This window comes from Burkholderia sp. RS01 (assembly GCF_039748055.1).
Lineage (GTDB): Bacteria > Actinomycetota > Actinomycetes > Actinomycetales > Micrococcaceae > Arthrobacter.
Genome location: NZ_JBDLAK010000014.1, coordinates 98,985 through 111,950, shown reverse-complemented (window position 1 = coordinate 111,950; position 12,966 = coordinate 98,985). Strand labels below are relative to the sequence as shown.

Sequence of the window (12,966 nt, the reverse complement as noted above, 5' to 3'; positions counted from 1 at the left end):
CAGAATGCATTGGGTTCAGTCGGTGCAACTGCCGCGCGCGTGCAAGTATTCCGGGTGTGACGCAGGTCATGGGATCGCGGCGCCCAAAGCACTCCGAGCACAGCGACGTCGGCCCCCAGTCGGGTGCCGCCGTCGTCGTCCGCTTCGTAGGTCCGTTGCTCCAGTGCCCTATCCGCATCTGGTTCTTGGGTTTTTGGTGTGGTTCGGGTCGTTTACCTGTTGCCTGGGCCAGCTCCCGGACACCCTTGGCCGCGGGGGTTGGCGATGCAGTCGTCCGCATAGTTCCGCGTGACGGAACGCCACACACTTACCGTATGTGGAGCCGAACTGAACTGGCCTTGGTTGGGGATGGGAAGGGCTGGCCCGCCGTTCACTGAATATGTGCCCTGGAAGTACGTGGTGAGCACAACGCTGAAGTCACCCGTCGCAGCGTAGGCGTGGCTGGTGCGCGTCTTCTCACCCCAGCGATCCTGAGGAAGGGGCCCACCCATGGTGGTTGTCGGGCCCAGCGAGGCGCCGTCGCCGTAGTCCCAGCGGTACTGGACTGGCTTGGCCACAATTCCGACGCTTTGGCCCAGCATGTTCACACTGAAGGATTGTTCCGAGGCCTCCGCGTAGAAGTTCGTCTCAGCACCGCGAAGAGTATGCGGGCTTGGCTGCACGCCGGCAGTTCCCGCTTTAACGGGTAGCTGCTCGAACTTTGACTGAATCTGCGCCGCAATCCTCCCCAAGACGTCGCTCGGGTCTTCCGTGTAGACGCAGCGATCAGGACGAATCTGGCTCCAGACTGGCGGCCGAAAAGCCTTCAAGGAGGAATACCAACGAACGGGACGGCCATTTTTCCCGTCCGTGCATTCTACCGCCGCATTCAGGCAGCCGACATCGAAATTATTCCGGCCGTCATCCAGACAGAGGTACTCAAATTTGTAGGCGTTGGGGTCTTCTTCCAATGCCCCAGGAGAATCGACCCAAACGTGGTGATCCGAGTCGAAGTGCCAGATACCCACGCCATCGTCTGTCCAAGAAACATCTGTGTCAGCTGCAAATGATTGTTCCGGCACTATTCCGACAATAGTTCCGACCAACACAAGCGAAAATAAGACTCTGAACCAATTGCGTTTACCCCGGTCGCGCATGATTTCAGCCGCCAAGCCTGTCGACGTTGTTTGCCTTCCAACGACCGTCCACGTATTTCGCAATCATGAGGTCCCCCAGCATGGGCGACTCGGTTACGGTCTGACCCACTGTTCCGTCAGCCTGCCTTAAGGAACCGGCAGACTGCTGCGACTGCATCGCCACTTGATATTCACCCGAACTTGTTCTCACAAACGCCGACTGAACTGCACGAACTTGGATACCAGCACCTACAATCCATTTGCCATCCTTGTTCCACTTCTCAATCCCCGGGAAAATCTTGCTACAGAGGGCGCATGACGGCCCAGTTATGCCCCTGACTGGCTTCAGATTTCCCGTCTCAAGAGCGTAATTGAGCAGCGCGTACCAGTACTTCGCGAACGCTTCCACGCCCTCTTTCGAATTCTTGTCCGCCAACGCTGGCTTCACTGGAACCGGCACGTTCTGCGCCTTGCCCTTAGCATCTGCGGGCTTATACACGGGCCTCGGGGTGGGAGTAGGAGTGGCGCTCGGCGTGGGTGTAGCCGAGGCCGAGGGCGTGGTCCCGCCGCTCGAACCATTTTTAGGGTCTTCACCATTGCTGCAACTGCTGAGCGCCAGAACGGAAGCGGCGAGGACGGATATCGCGGAGAGGCGCAGACGCCCGGAACTGAAGGTACGAGAAGTCATGCGCTAATCCCCCCGGATAGGTTTCAAGACATCTGTTTCCGAACAATGGTTAAAGGGTAGCCGAGGCTACACTTTCGAGCTCAAAGTTATCCACAGCCAGCAAACCCTTTCGTTCTACCACCTGCCGGCCAGCGCCGAAAGTCAAAGCCGCCGCTCCGAGCGAGAAAAACTCCGCAAGGCACCGTGAGAACACCGCACAAAAAAACGGGCCCGATGCACTTTGCCACCGGACCCGTCAATACCGCAGAGGCCAACAAAACAGGCCCCGTATTCCTTAGCGCTGAGCCGGCAGCACCAGCTCCCCCGACTTATCGGCCGACAAGGCGAGCGAAGAAACATACTGGGGTTCGCCGTCGGGTCCGTCCTGGGCGGAGCGGATCATGTCCGGACGTTCGAATTCGATTCCACTCACGTGGCAGAGGAGCTTGGCGTCGCTCGGGTTGCCGTCGGCGTCGAACATCGGCAGGTCAATCCCGTCGTCGGTGCGCCGAAGGTAGTAGCGCCCCTTGGTCAGGACAGCCAGCACCGGAGGCAACACCAAGGCAAGCCCCACGGCGAAGATCGGCGAATAGGGCTGGATGCCCGCTCCGAACGCCCCAAAGAACACGGCAATCGAAATCCCTGCGGAGACCAGCATGGACACGAAGCCCACCGGGTTCACGGCATACAGCATGCCGCGCCGGAACTCGGGGGTCTTCGGCGAGATCTTCAGCAGGTACTTGTTGATCGCAATGTCCGACGCAACCGTGACCACCCAGGCCATGGCGCAGTTGGCGTAGAAGCCCAGAATGGTGTTGAGGAAGCTGAACATGTTTGCTTCCATCAGGACCAGCGCAATCAGCAGGTTCACCACCACGAAGACCATACGGCCCGGGTAGGTCTTGGTGACCCTGGTGAAGCTGTTGGTCCATGCCAGCGAGCCGGAGTAGGCATTGGTTACGTTGATCTTGATCTGGGAAATGACCACCAGCACCACCGCCAACGTCATGGCCAGCCATCCCGGCATCATTTCCTGATAAACGCCGAGGAACTGGTGCACGGGTTCGTTGGCCGTCGCGGAGGCGGCCGGATCAAGCTTGGCGATCAGGTAGACGGCGATGAACATGCCGACGATCTGCTTCACTGCTCCGAACATGACCCATCCCGGCCCGGCGAGGATCACGGCCCTCCACCACGCGCCCTTGTTCTCGGCGGTCTTGGGCGGCATGAAGCGCAGATAGTCAATCTGTTCGGCAATCTGCGCCATCAAGGACAGGCAGACGCCAGCCGCCAGCATCACGGACGCCAGGCTGGTGCCCTCGGCGCCGGAATCTCCCGTGAACGCGAAGAAGTCATCGATGCTGCCGGGGTGGGACACCAGCAGGTATCCCACCGGCACCACCATGAGAAGCAGCCACAGCGGAGTGGTCCACACCTGCAGCTTGGCCAGGGTGTTCATCCCGTAGATCACGAGCGGGATGATGATGACCGTGGAGGCGGCATATCCCAGCCACTGCGGGACGCCGAGTCCCAGCTCCAGCCCCTGGGCCATGATGGACCCTTCCAGGGCAAAGAAAATGAAGGTGAACGTCGCGAAGATGACGTTGGTGACCACGGAGCCGTAGTAACCGAAGCCCGAGCCTCGCGTGATGAGGTCAAGGTCGATGTTGTACCGCGCAGCGTAGTAAGCCAGCGGAAAGCCCGTGGCGAAAATAATCACGGCAGCCACGAGAATGCCGAAGATCGCATTGACCGTGCCGTAGGCGATCCCGATATTCGCCCCGATCGAGAAATCGGCCAGGTAGGCGATGCCGCCCAGTGCGCTGGTTGCCACCACCCCGGCGCTCCACTTGCGGTAGGAGCGCGGCGCGAACCTCAGCGTGTAGTCCTCCAGGCTTTCCTTGGTGGCGCTTAAAGCATCGGCGTTGCCCGCCGTCGAGCTGCCGGTCGGACCGCGTCCGACGGCGGTGTCGCCGCCCGCCGTCGGCTCCAGCAGTTCGGTGTCCTTCAGATCATTGGTCATCAGTCATCGCTTTCGTCGCCAGTTGGTCCTTGCTGACGCTAGTCACCGCGTGAGACGGACCCGTCACGGGGCCATTACAAAGGTGTTAAAGATCCAAGGCTTTCCTCCGCGGGCTCCGCCGGCGGGGTATCCCAAACTCAGGACGGTGGCGGATTCACGTCCACGGCTGGGAAAATTTCCTCATATCCCTATCGTTTTTCTACAAGACGTAGAAGAATGGAGCCATGATGTTCAACCACGCAGACGGCGACCCCATCCTGATCCTCGACGACGAACAATGCTGGCAGCTGCTGGAGGGCACCAAGCACGGCCGCCTCGTGGTCACTGTTGCGGGTGAACCCGATATTTTCCCGGTCAACTATGTGACGAGCCGCCGGAAGCTGTACTTCCGCACTGCGCCCGGCAACAAGCTGGCCCAAGTGACCATCAACGACCACGTCCTCTTCGAAACGGACGGCATCATGTCAGACCAGGCGTGGTCCGTGGTCCTCCGCGGCACGGCACGGGTTCTGAGCAAGTCCGCAGAAATTGCGGAGGCGGAGGCCCTCGGACTCGCGTCATGGGTCCCCACGCTCAAGGACTTCTACGTGGAGATCGATCCAGGATCGGTCAGCGGCCGGCACTTCGAATTTGGGGAACAGCCCGAACGGGAAATCTAGCAAGCCGCAGCAAGCCTAGACTTGAAGCATGGCGGACCGGCTGACACCTGAGCAGCGCAGCTGGAACATGTCCCGGATCAGGGGCAAGAACACCAAGCCCGAATTACTGGTGCGCAGCCTCCTGCATGCCAAAGGCTACCGCTACCGCCTGCACGGTGCCTCCCGCGGCACCAAGTTGCCGGGGAACCCCGATCTTGTCTTCGCCGCCAGGCGCAAGGTCATCTTCGTCAACGGCTGCTTCTGGCACTTCCACGACTGCAAGGCCGGCCAGCACTCCCCCAAAGCCAACGCGGAATTCTGGGAGGCGAAGCGGACAAAGACCAGGAACCGCGACGCCGATCAGCGCCGTCAGCTCGAAAGCGCCGGTTGGGAGGTGCTCACCGTGTGGGAGTGCGAGCTGCGGGACGCATCAGCCCTGGAGCGGCAACTCGAGCAATTCCTCGCTAGCGACTGAACGCACCGAGGCCGGCGTGGTCAGTGTTCAGCGGGGGCGAGCCTGTAGCCGACGCCGCGGACGGTCTGGAGCCAACGCGGGCTCTGCGCGGAGTCACCGAGTTTCTTGCGCAGGTTGCCCATGTGCACTTCGACGGATCGTTCGTCGGCCTCGCTGATGTAGCTTCCGACGTCGTACGGTTCGTCCCGCAGGCGGCGCACCAGGTCCGCTTTGGTACGGACCATGCGGCCGGCCTCCAGGAGGGCATGCAGCAGGTCGAACTCGGTGCGCGTCAGGCTAAGCTCCTTGCCATCCACGGTCACGGTGCGGGAGTCGTAGCTCAGGTCCAGCCCGTTGTGGCTGAAGAGGCTCTCATCACTGGCCGCAGCGGAGGGTGCGCCGGTCTCTTCGGCGAGATCCGGCGTCGAACGCGGGCGTCGCATCATGGCCGCGACGCGGGCGCGCAGCTCCCGGGGACGGAAGGGTTTGGTGAGGTAGTCGTCCGCGCCGGACTCGAGACCGATCAGGGTATCCAGTTCCTCCGCGCGGGCGGTGAGCATGACGATGTACGCGTCGGAGAACTGACGGATCTGCCGTGCCACCTCGAACCCGTCAATGTCGGGCAGGCCGAGGTCCAGCGTGATGACCGCGGGGTCCAGCTCCTTGGCGGCCAGAACGCCTTCGGCTCCGCTGCTCGCAGCGGTCACGTCAAAACCGGCTTGCGTCAGTACAACGCGCACCAGTTCGCGAATATCGTGATCATCTTCAATGACCAGTCCCACGCGTGCATCACCCATCGCAGCCCCCTCAGCCCGCTACATCCCGTCTGCAGTATAGCTCCCGCCCAGTATCCTGCAGGTATGCGTTTCTTCGGCCCCGCCCTATCGGACAAGCACCCATGAGCAGTCCAACGTGGAAGGACGCTTCCGGCAGAATCCTTCTCTTCCGGCGGCCGTTCCATAAGTACTCCCTGCGGGGCCGCGTAACGCTAAGCCAGATGCCGCTCTCGGTAACGGCTGGTATCACCGCGTTCCTGATTTTGGCTTTCTTCCCAGAGACGCTCATGAATCCGTTATTCATCAGCTTCTTGTTGTCGCAGGGGATCATTCTGCTGCTTTGTTACGCCGTGCCGTGGGACAAGCTGCCGTACCCGGCGTTCCTGGTGCTTCCGATCCTGGACCTGGTCTCGATCGCGCTCGGCAGGGAGGGCGGCCAGGACAGCCTGACCGGAATCAGCCTCATGGCTGTCTTCCCGGTGATCTGGCTATGCGCCTCAGGGGTATTTCCCAAAACCGCGGTGGGGATTTCCTTTTGCGGCCCATTGGCCATCATTTGGGTGCCGCTGATGATCCGTGGGGATGTGACGGGACAGGACCTGGCCAGGTCCTTCCTCCTTCCGGTCATGATGCTGGGGATCGGCGTTTCGGTGACGGTGATGACCCTCAGCATGGTCCGGCAGCAGCGCGATCTGGAGGAAAAGGACGCCCAGCTGCGCGGGGTGCTCGATGACAGCAAGGGCCAGGAGCGGCTGCTTAACACCGTGCTGGATACAGTGCACCTGGGCGTGCTCGCCGTGGATGCCGACGGCAATGACATCCTGATGAACCGAAAGCAGCGTGCCCATCACAAGCTGGCGACTCCAGCCGGCAACGCCGATCCCAATGAATCCGAGCTTCTGGTCTTCGCGGCCGACCGCAGCACGCTTGTTCCCGTGGAGCAGCGGCCCGTCCGGCGTGCCATCCTGGGCGAGGAGTTCACCGATTACCTCGTCTGGCTCGGCCACGGCAGCGAGCAGCGAGCCATCACGACGAGCGCCAGGCCCATGAGGGACCAGGACGGGAACTTCGCGGGTTCGGTCATCGTGTTCAGCGACGTCACCGAACTCGTGAATGCCCTGGCGGCCAAGGACGACTTCGTCTCCAACGTCTCCCACGAGTTCCGGACCCCGCTGACCTCGATCCTGGGCTACGTGGAACTCATGCTGGATGACGACGACGACCTGACGGAGTACCAGCGCGGGCCGCTCGAGATCATCCACCGGAACTCGGAGCGGCTCCTCACCCTGGTTTCGGATCTCCTGTCCAGCAGGAACGGACAGTTGATCGTCAGCCCCCTGGCCGTGAACGTGGCGGACCTGGTCCGGGCCAGCGTCACAGCCGCACTGCCGCGGGCCGCCGTTTCGGGCATCCGGCTGATGGCGGACGCCCCCGACAGGGTGGCCGCCCACGTCGATCCGGCCCGTATTTCCCAGGTGCTGGATAACCTGGTGTCGAATGCCATCAAGTACTCGCCGGACGGCGGTGACGTGATGGTTTCGCTGAGGTCCGAGGACGGGCACGTGGTCTGCAGCGTCAGCGACACCGGGATGGGGATGAGTGAACAGGACCAGGAGGAGGTCTTCGCCAAATTCTTCCGCTCGGCCGCTGTCCGCAATTCCGCGATTCCCGGGGTGGGGTTGGGACTGTCCATCAGCAAGGCCATCGTGGAAGCCCACGGCGGCAGCGTTTCGCTCCACAGCGAAGTAGGGGAAGGCACCACTTTCACTTTTGCGGTGCCGGCCTAGCGGTGCCGACTGAACCAGTGGTGCCGACCTGAACCAGCGGTGCCGACGGGCTGCCTTCGGTCAGGCCCGGTGGTGCTCGATCAGCCATCCGGCGAGCTGGCGCGCCCGCGTGGCTGCCTCAAGGTCGCCTTCGGCGGCGGAGATGATGGAGCCCTTCATCAGGATGTGCCATGACCGGGAGAAATCCTCGGTGCGCTCGAGACCGGCCTCGTCCGCAAGCTGCTTCACGTGGCCGCGGATCTTTGCGAGGTAATCGATGCTCGCCCGGCCCAGCGGATGCGTGGAGCCCATTTCCAGGAGCACGTTGATAAAGGAGCACGCCTCGAAGTCGGTGCGGCGGAACCAATCGGAGAAAACATCGAAGATCGAAAGCAATTGCTGCTCGGGCGTGTCCGCCCGGCGCCGCGCTTCGCCCACAATTGCATTGACCGTCCACACGCGGTCGCGCTGCTCGAGGAAAGCCAGCACCAACTCGTCCTTGGAGGCGAAGTGGCGGTAGAAGGTGGCCTTGGCGACGCCTGAACGACTGATGAGTTCATTGATGCCGACGTCGCGGACGCCTCGGCGCGCAAAGAGATCATAGGCCGCGTTGACGATCCGTTCCCGCATCCCGGCTGCACCGGCCGTGGCCGCACCGGGCGCATCGGAACCCGAGACCGTGGGAACCAAAGCCGGGGCATCTATGCCTGCGGCATCCAATCCAGCGGCACCGGCCAGGGAAGCGTCGGTTTCCGGGCCGGACTGTAGCCCGCCGGAAGGAAAAATTCCGGCGCGCGGTGATCCTGAACTGGATGAATCGGCCATTGCTAATATCCTATCGCAAAGGCGAGACAGACTTGTCTGTCCTGCGATATGGTTTTCAAAGGTCATCTGTCCTTTTTGGACCCTCGAATTTGGCGGGCCGCGAAGTCGACGCATCGAGAACTGAATTATCAAGAACGTGACGCATCATTTATGCGGGAAAAGCCGCACGTGAATTGCCAGATGGTCAGGGAGAGTGACATGTCGCAGCAATTGATCCCGGTGGAACTGCGGTACTTCTCCGACTTGCCGGCTATGCCCCCGACGGTCTGCGCCGCACACGACCCGGACCTGGTCCCGCTCCGGCGGCAGGTCATGGGAATCATTTGGTCGATTCTCGGCGATCCCGCCCCGGAAGGCGCCTGCATCCGAAGCCGGCTGCGTGAGTGCCTCGCCCAAAACGCCGGCCGCCCCGAGAAAGCCCTCCTGGATCACCTGCTGTCCCTGCACGGCCGGCCCGAGGACGATCAAGCAGAATTCCCCTAGCGCGTGATGCTCGCCTGCCGCACCACTTCTCCCCAGGACTGCTCAGCCAAATCAGTTATTGCGGCCAGAATCTCCGACGGCGGCAGGGACAGGTCCAGCGGAAACTCCACGATGTCGATATCCGTGTTGAGGATCCGCCTTAGCTTTATTTCCCCGGCCCCGGCATAAATCAGCCAGGCTGTGGGCACGCGAAGTGCGGTGCAGTAGGCCAGCATCTGGAAATGGTCCGCCGACAGCGATGCGCCATGGTCCGAACGGGCCCTGTACTGCGCGTCGTACACCACCACGGGCCGGCCGCCCAGCAGGTGCACAGCATCGGGCCGCACCGTCAGCCGGTCCGAATCCCGGACGGCCTCGTTCAGCATGGCGTCGAACTGCAGCCTCATTTCACCCGGAAAGGCCGTCATGGCCTGCCGCAGCGCCGCACCGACGAAGTCCTCGAAGACCTTGCCCATGTCCACCACGAAGGATGCTGTCTGGTGCCGGCCCTCCCCTGCCTCGGCGGAAGAGTTGCGGAGGATCACCTCGGCCAGCCGGAGCGCCGCGTGGTACCGGGTGTTCATTCTGCTGGGCCGCCACGGCGGCAGTGGAGCGCCGGACTGAAGCCGGGTGGCGGCGTCGAGCTTTCCCTTGAGCTGCCGCAGCCGGCTGAGCACGTCGGGCCGTACCCCGGGGACACGGGACATGCGTTCCAGGCCGGCACGCAGGATCCGGTTCTCCGCGATGTCCTCGGTGAATTCGTCGTAGGACACCTCCAACGGCACCAGCATGCCTGGCCGCCGCGAAATCTGGTCCGAGATGCGGATCCGGCCCTTCACCGTCCTCAGGGATTCGTCCACGGTGAGGTAGCCCTGCAGCACGCCGCGCTGCAGGGCACGCTCGGCGAGCTGCGCGAGGGATGACGCCAGCGCGCTCCACAGCTCGGTGTCCTCGGCGGCGGCGACGGGATCGTCGCGGAACCCCTGGTCGCCGGCGAAGCTGAGGAGGAAGAGCAGCCTGCTGAGCCCCAGCCTCCCCTTGGGCCGCACATCGAGCTGCACCAGCGGCGTCCGCACGGATCCCACCATGCCCACCGGCTCGATACGATAGAGGCCCATGCCCATGGGCGAGGCCTTCGCCAGTCCGCTCGCGTTCAGGAACGCCGCGCTGGCAGCATCCAGCTTTTCCACCACGCCGCCGGACAGCTCGTCCACCACGATGTGCCGCGGCGCGGTTGCCTGGCCGCGGCCGGCTGCGGGACTAGCGATCCGCAAGGCGTCCCAGCAGCTGGTCCAGCCCGAAGCGTTCTTCCAGCTGCGCGCGGTTCAGCTGCCCGTGATAGTGCTCCTCGAGCAGCGGCATGAGCTCGTACTTCCAGATCCGGCGCAGCCCTGCAGGGGTCTGGGCGGCCTTCTTCATGAAGTAGGACGGCCCGATCATGAGGTCGCGGTCCCACTCGTCGATCGCATCGTTGAGAGCGTCCAGCAGCAGGGCCGGGGTGGTGTCCAGCTGCCGTGCCTCCAGGAACCTCAGCAGCGACCCCTTCACCGGCTCGGTCTTGGGATGCAGCTCAATGAACGCGAAGCGGCGGCGGATGGCGGCGTCCATCATGGCGATGGAGCGATCTGCGGTGTTCATGGTGCCGATGATGTACAGGTTGTCCGGGAGCGTAAACGGCTCGTTAGGGCTGTACTGCAGGTAGATGCGGTCGTCGCGGTATTCCAGCAGGAAGTACAGTTCGCCGAACACCTTGGCCAGGTTGGCGCGGTTCATCTCGTCGATGATGAGGAAGAACGGCTTGGACTCGTTGCCGGGCTTCGCAGCTTCCTCGGCCAGCCGGCGCAGCGGTCCGGCGACCAGTTTGAACGACACCTGGCCCTCATCGGTTTTGTCCGGCCGGTAGCCTTCGAAAAAGTCCTCGTACGCGTAGGAGGGGTGGAACTGCACCAGTTTCACGCGCTCGTCGGTGCTGTCCTGGGCGAGCTCGGCCGCCAGGTGCTTGGCGAGGTAGGTCTTGCCGGTTCCCGGCGGGCCGTAGAGGACCAGCTGGCGGTTTTCCTCCAGCAATTCGGCGATCTCCTGCAGCGGGTCCAGGTCCATGTGGAGCGAGTCCGCGAACTCTTGCGTCAGCGGACGGAACCCGTCCTGGACGGAAAGGGCGACGGCGGCCGGCTCGGTGCCGCCGTCGGGCTCCGTTTCCGCCTCGGCGGGCACCAGCGCCTGCAGCGCCTGCACCACGCGGGTCACGTCGACGACGATGCCGGCGGTGGCGAGCTGGCGCTGGACGTGGCGCGGCAGGTCGGCGGTGGCGTGGGCCTCGTCGAACCAGCGGACCTTGCGGCGCATCCGGCGGTTGTCCTCGTTGTGGTCCGGCTCGCCCAGGACGACGCCGATCCGGACTGCCCCTGAGCTCTGGTAGAGCGCCAGGTCGCCCGGCTTCATGACGGTCAGGAAAGCGAAGACCGCCGTCTTCGTGTCCTCCCGCTCCACGTAGCCGAGGTGCTTGTAGTCCTCGTCCACCGCGTGCTGGACCAGCCCAGCGGTGACGCCGGCGTCCAGCAGGCGGAGGTGTTCGACGCCGAGGGTGACCTTCTCCTCGTCCTGCCAGGCGGTGAGGAGTTCGGCGTTGTCGTGATGGGTGCGCAGCAGCCAGGCCCGGCGGCCCGGGTCCCCCACCTTCCGCCACTGGCTCACCAGCTGCCGGGAGTACCAGTCGATGCGCTGGCCTGCCTGCTCATCCAGGTGCAGGCGGATGCGGCGGATGTCGGCCGTGACTTCCTCGTCGCTGTCTCCCTTGGCACCGCCCACGAGGGAGGCGAAGGCGTCCCGGATCTCCTGGCGTTCGACGTCAGCCACCACGGGTTCGAAGTAGCTGGGCCACGCCAGGTATTCGACGCTCCGCCGGATGGCCGGCTGGTCCTCCGGCGTGCCCGCGGCCAGCACATGGAAGGCCAGCGGATCCTTGAGCGCCTTGTTGATGGCAGGGGCGGGCTGCTGGTCCACGTGCTGCACAAACCGGCACAGCCACTTCAGGTGGTCCCAGATGGTCCAGTTGAACTCGGCCGTCCGGTCCCGGATAACGCCGTGGTCGGTCATGCCCTGGTAGAGCTCGTCCGGAAGCTTGAGCGCGGGCTCCAGCCAGGACGCGGCTTCGGCAACCCTGGCCCGCTTGACCTTGAGCGATTTCACCTCGTGCGCCAGCGGCAGCGACTGCAGGAACAACAGTTCCACGGCCAGCAGCTTCGCCGCGCGGGAGGCGTCCTCAAGGTTGTGCCGCAGGTTGGTCATCATGGGCGCCTTGGCGTCGGCCACTCCCCGCTGCAGCCGTTCCAGGACCTCCGCGGCGGCGTCCGACGTCCACGTCTGCGTGCGCCCGTCCATGGCCGAGGGCTTGCCCTGGAGCCCGGCCCCGAGCACGAACCATGCTGCGTCTTCGATTTCTTTGGAGATTCCGAGGGCACGGGGCAGGGGAGGCTTCGTGGCGGGGGTCATGCCTCCAAATTTACAGGCTTAAGCTGAACGCCAGCACCACGCCGGCCGGGAAAGCTACCTCCGGGTAGCCTCTGGCAGGGGCTTCCGGCCGAACGCGAAGTAGCTGCCGGGGCCGATGAAGTTGATCAGCGTGACCATCCGCCAGACGGCTTTCGAGCCGCGGATCTGTTCCGCGGGCCGGCGTGAGATGTCCCGCTGGGCGGCCGCGAGGAATGCCAGCTGCAGCACGCCCACAATCACCGTCCCAATGCGCGCGGCCGGAGGCATGTCCTTCCAGGATGTCTTCTTCTTTTTCACAGCTGCGGCTCCCTTTCCACGGTTAAGGCTCCCTGCGTTCGGTGAAGGGCTCCAGCCGCTGCTTCTGCTCCGGCGTCAGCCTCAGGACCCTTCCGCTGGCTTCATCAACGAAGGCGAGATGACTTGAGGCCTTCACACAATCGTCGCGAGTTACGGGGTCCTGCACAAGGTAGTGAATGTCGAAACTGGCACCCTTGACGGCACCGATCCACACCTGGACCACCGCGGGGACGTTCCGGTACTCAAGCGTCTTCACGTACCGGATGCGGTGGTCCACGATGAGCGCCATGGTGCCCGCGGGAACATCGTTGAATAGGGAGACGTGCGGTTCAACGCCGGGCAGTCCGGCGCCGCGCGGCGGACCGAAGGCGCCGATGCGGGCTTCCTCCAGCATGCGGACAATCTGCACGTTGTTGATGTGCCCGTAGGCGTCCATGTCGCCCCAGCGCAT

General features: G+C 63.5%; 13 protein-coding genes. 4 read left to right on the top strand and 9 right to left on the bottom strand.

Annotated elements, in window-relative coordinates:
• Positions 1–212 precede the first annotated feature (212 nt).
• The 3 genes from ABFP37_RS14290 to ABFP37_RS14280 form a co-directional block, all read right to left on the bottom strand.
• The gene (locus ABFP37_RS14290) at positions 213–1,151 is read right to left on the bottom strand and encodes a hypothetical protein (RefSeq protein WP_347033970.1); all 939 of its coding nucleotides are present in this window, start codon (positions 1,149–1,151) and stop codon (positions 213–215) included.
• Positions 1,141–1,803, bottom strand: coding sequence for a DUF6318 family protein (locus ABFP37_RS14285; RefSeq protein ID WP_139362839.1), 663 nt, complete (start codon positions 1,801–1,803; stop codon positions 1,141–1,143). Before ABFP37_RS14285 ends, ABFP37_RS14290 begins: the two co-directional genes overlap by 11 nt.
• 274 nt (positions 1,804–2,077) lie before the next feature.
• On the bottom strand, positions 2,078–3,805 hold the full coding sequence (locus ABFP37_RS14280) for a hypothetical protein (RefSeq protein ID WP_078028611.1): 1,728 nt from the start codon (positions 3,803–3,805) through the stop codon (positions 2,078–2,080).
• Positions 3,806–4,029: 224 nt separating this feature from the next.
• Between ABFP37_RS14280 and ABFP37_RS14275 the strand changes: the two genes are divergently transcribed.
• Together ABFP37_RS14275 and ABFP37_RS14270 are read left to right on the top strand one after the other, a co-directional pair.
• On the top strand, positions 4,030–4,464 hold the full coding sequence (locus ABFP37_RS14275) for a pyridoxamine 5'-phosphate oxidase family protein (protein WP_078028578.1): 435 nt from the start codon (positions 4,030–4,032) through the stop codon (positions 4,462–4,464).
• A gap of 28 nt (positions 4,465–4,492) precedes the next feature.
• Entirely contained in the window at positions 4,493–4,918 is a 426-nt protein-coding gene (locus ABFP37_RS14270; protein WP_078028577.1) for a very short patch repair endonuclease, read from the top strand.
• Between the two features lie 20 nt (positions 4,919–4,938).
• Here the strand turns inward: ABFP37_RS14270 and ABFP37_RS14265 are convergent, their stop codons facing one another.
• A complete protein-coding gene (locus tag ABFP37_RS14265; protein WP_185982337.1) occupies positions 4,939–5,694 on the bottom strand; it encodes a response regulator transcription factor in 756 nt (251 codons plus the stop codon).
• A 266-nt stretch (positions 5,695–5,960) separates the two neighbouring features.
• On the opposite strand from ABFP37_RS14265, the gene ABFP37_RS14260 reads away from it, so the two are divergent.
• Positions 5,961–7,460: an ATP-binding protein gene (locus ABFP37_RS14260; protein ID WP_347033969.1), complete on the top strand. Its 1,500-nt coding sequence runs from the start codon at positions 5,961–5,963 to the stop codon at positions 7,458–7,460.
• Positions 7,461–7,520: 60 nt separating this feature from the next.
• On the opposite strand, the gene ABFP37_RS14255 is transcribed toward ABFP37_RS14260, so the two are convergent.
• On the bottom strand, positions 7,521–8,330 hold the full coding sequence (locus ABFP37_RS14255; protein ID WP_347033968.1) for a TetR/AcrR family transcriptional regulator: 810 nt from the start codon (positions 8,328–8,330) through the stop codon (positions 7,521–7,523).
• 132 nt (positions 8,331–8,462) lie between these two features.
• Here ABFP37_RS14255 and ABFP37_RS14250 point away from each other — a divergent pair, with 132 nt between their 5' ends.
• Complete coding sequence (locus tag ABFP37_RS14250) at positions 8,463–8,747, top strand: hypothetical protein (RefSeq protein ID WP_347033967.1); 285 nt, start codon at positions 8,463–8,465, stop codon at positions 8,745–8,747.
• Here the strand turns inward: ABFP37_RS14250 and ABFP37_RS14245 are convergent.
• From ABFP37_RS14245 to ABFP37_RS14230, 4 genes are read right to left on the bottom strand one after another with little or no spacing between them, the layout of a single operon-like run.
• Positions 8,744–10,000, bottom strand: coding sequence for an McrC family protein (locus ABFP37_RS14245; RefSeq protein ID WP_260680852.1), 1,257 nt, complete (start codon positions 9,998–10,000; stop codon positions 8,744–8,746). The genes ABFP37_RS14250 and ABFP37_RS14245 overlap by 4 nt on opposite strands.
• Positions 9,987–12,218 (bottom strand): AAA family ATPase, encoded by a 2,232-nt coding sequence (locus ABFP37_RS14240; protein WP_078028574.1) that lies wholly within the window; start codon positions 12,216–12,218, stop codon positions 9,987–9,989. Before ABFP37_RS14240 ends, ABFP37_RS14245 begins: the two co-directional genes overlap by 14 nt.
• Positions 12,219–12,272: 54 nt before the next feature.
• Positions 12,273–12,515 carry a hypothetical protein gene (locus tag ABFP37_RS14235; protein ID WP_347033966.1) on the bottom strand — a complete coding sequence of 81 codons (243 nt, stop codon included), beginning with the start codon at positions 12,513–12,515 and terminating at the stop codon, positions 12,273–12,275.
• A gap of 22 nt (positions 12,516–12,537) precedes the next feature.
• Positions 12,538–12,966 (bottom strand): thioesterase family protein, encoded by a 429-nt coding sequence (locus tag ABFP37_RS14230; protein ID WP_078028606.1) that lies wholly within the window; start codon positions 12,964–12,966, stop codon positions 12,538–12,540.

Coding starts and splice junctions, on each gene's coding strand:
- ABFP37_RS14270 (WP_078028577.1), top strand. CDS start 4,493: ATGGCGGACCGGCTGACACCTGAGCAGCGCAGCTGGAACATGTCCCGG.
- ABFP37_RS14250 (WP_347033967.1), top strand. CDS start 8,463: ATGTCGCAGCAATTGATCCCGGTGGAACTGCGGTACTTCTCCGACTTG.
- ABFP37_RS14285 (WP_139362839.1), bottom strand. CDS start 1,803: ATGACTTCTCGTACCTTCAGTTCCGGGCGTCTGCGCCTCTCCGCGATA.
- ABFP37_RS14240 (WP_078028574.1), bottom strand. CDS start 12,218: ATGACCCCCGCCACGAAGCCTCCCCTGCCCCGTGCCCTCGGAATCTCC.
- ABFP37_RS14230 (WP_078028606.1), bottom strand. CDS start 12,966: ATGCGCTGGGGCGACATGGACGCCTACGGGCACATCAACAACGTGCAG.
- ABFP37_RS14280 (WP_078028611.1), bottom strand. CDS start 3,805: ATGACCAATGATCTGAAGGACACCGAACTGCTGGAGCCGACGGCGGGC.
- ABFP37_RS14255 (WP_347033968.1), bottom strand. CDS start 8,330: ATGACCTTTGAAAACCATATCGCAGGACAGACAAGTCTGTCTCGCCTT.
- ABFP37_RS14260 (WP_347033969.1), top strand. CDS start 5,961: ATGAATCCGTTATTCATCAGCTTCTTGTTGTCGCAGGGGATCATTCTG.
- ABFP37_RS14275 (WP_078028578.1), top strand. CDS start 4,030: ATGATGTTCAACCACGCAGACGGCGACCCCATCCTGATCCTCGACGAC.
- ABFP37_RS14265 (WP_185982337.1), bottom strand. CDS start 5,694: ATGGGTGATGCACGCGTGGGACTGGTCATTGAAGATGATCACGATATT.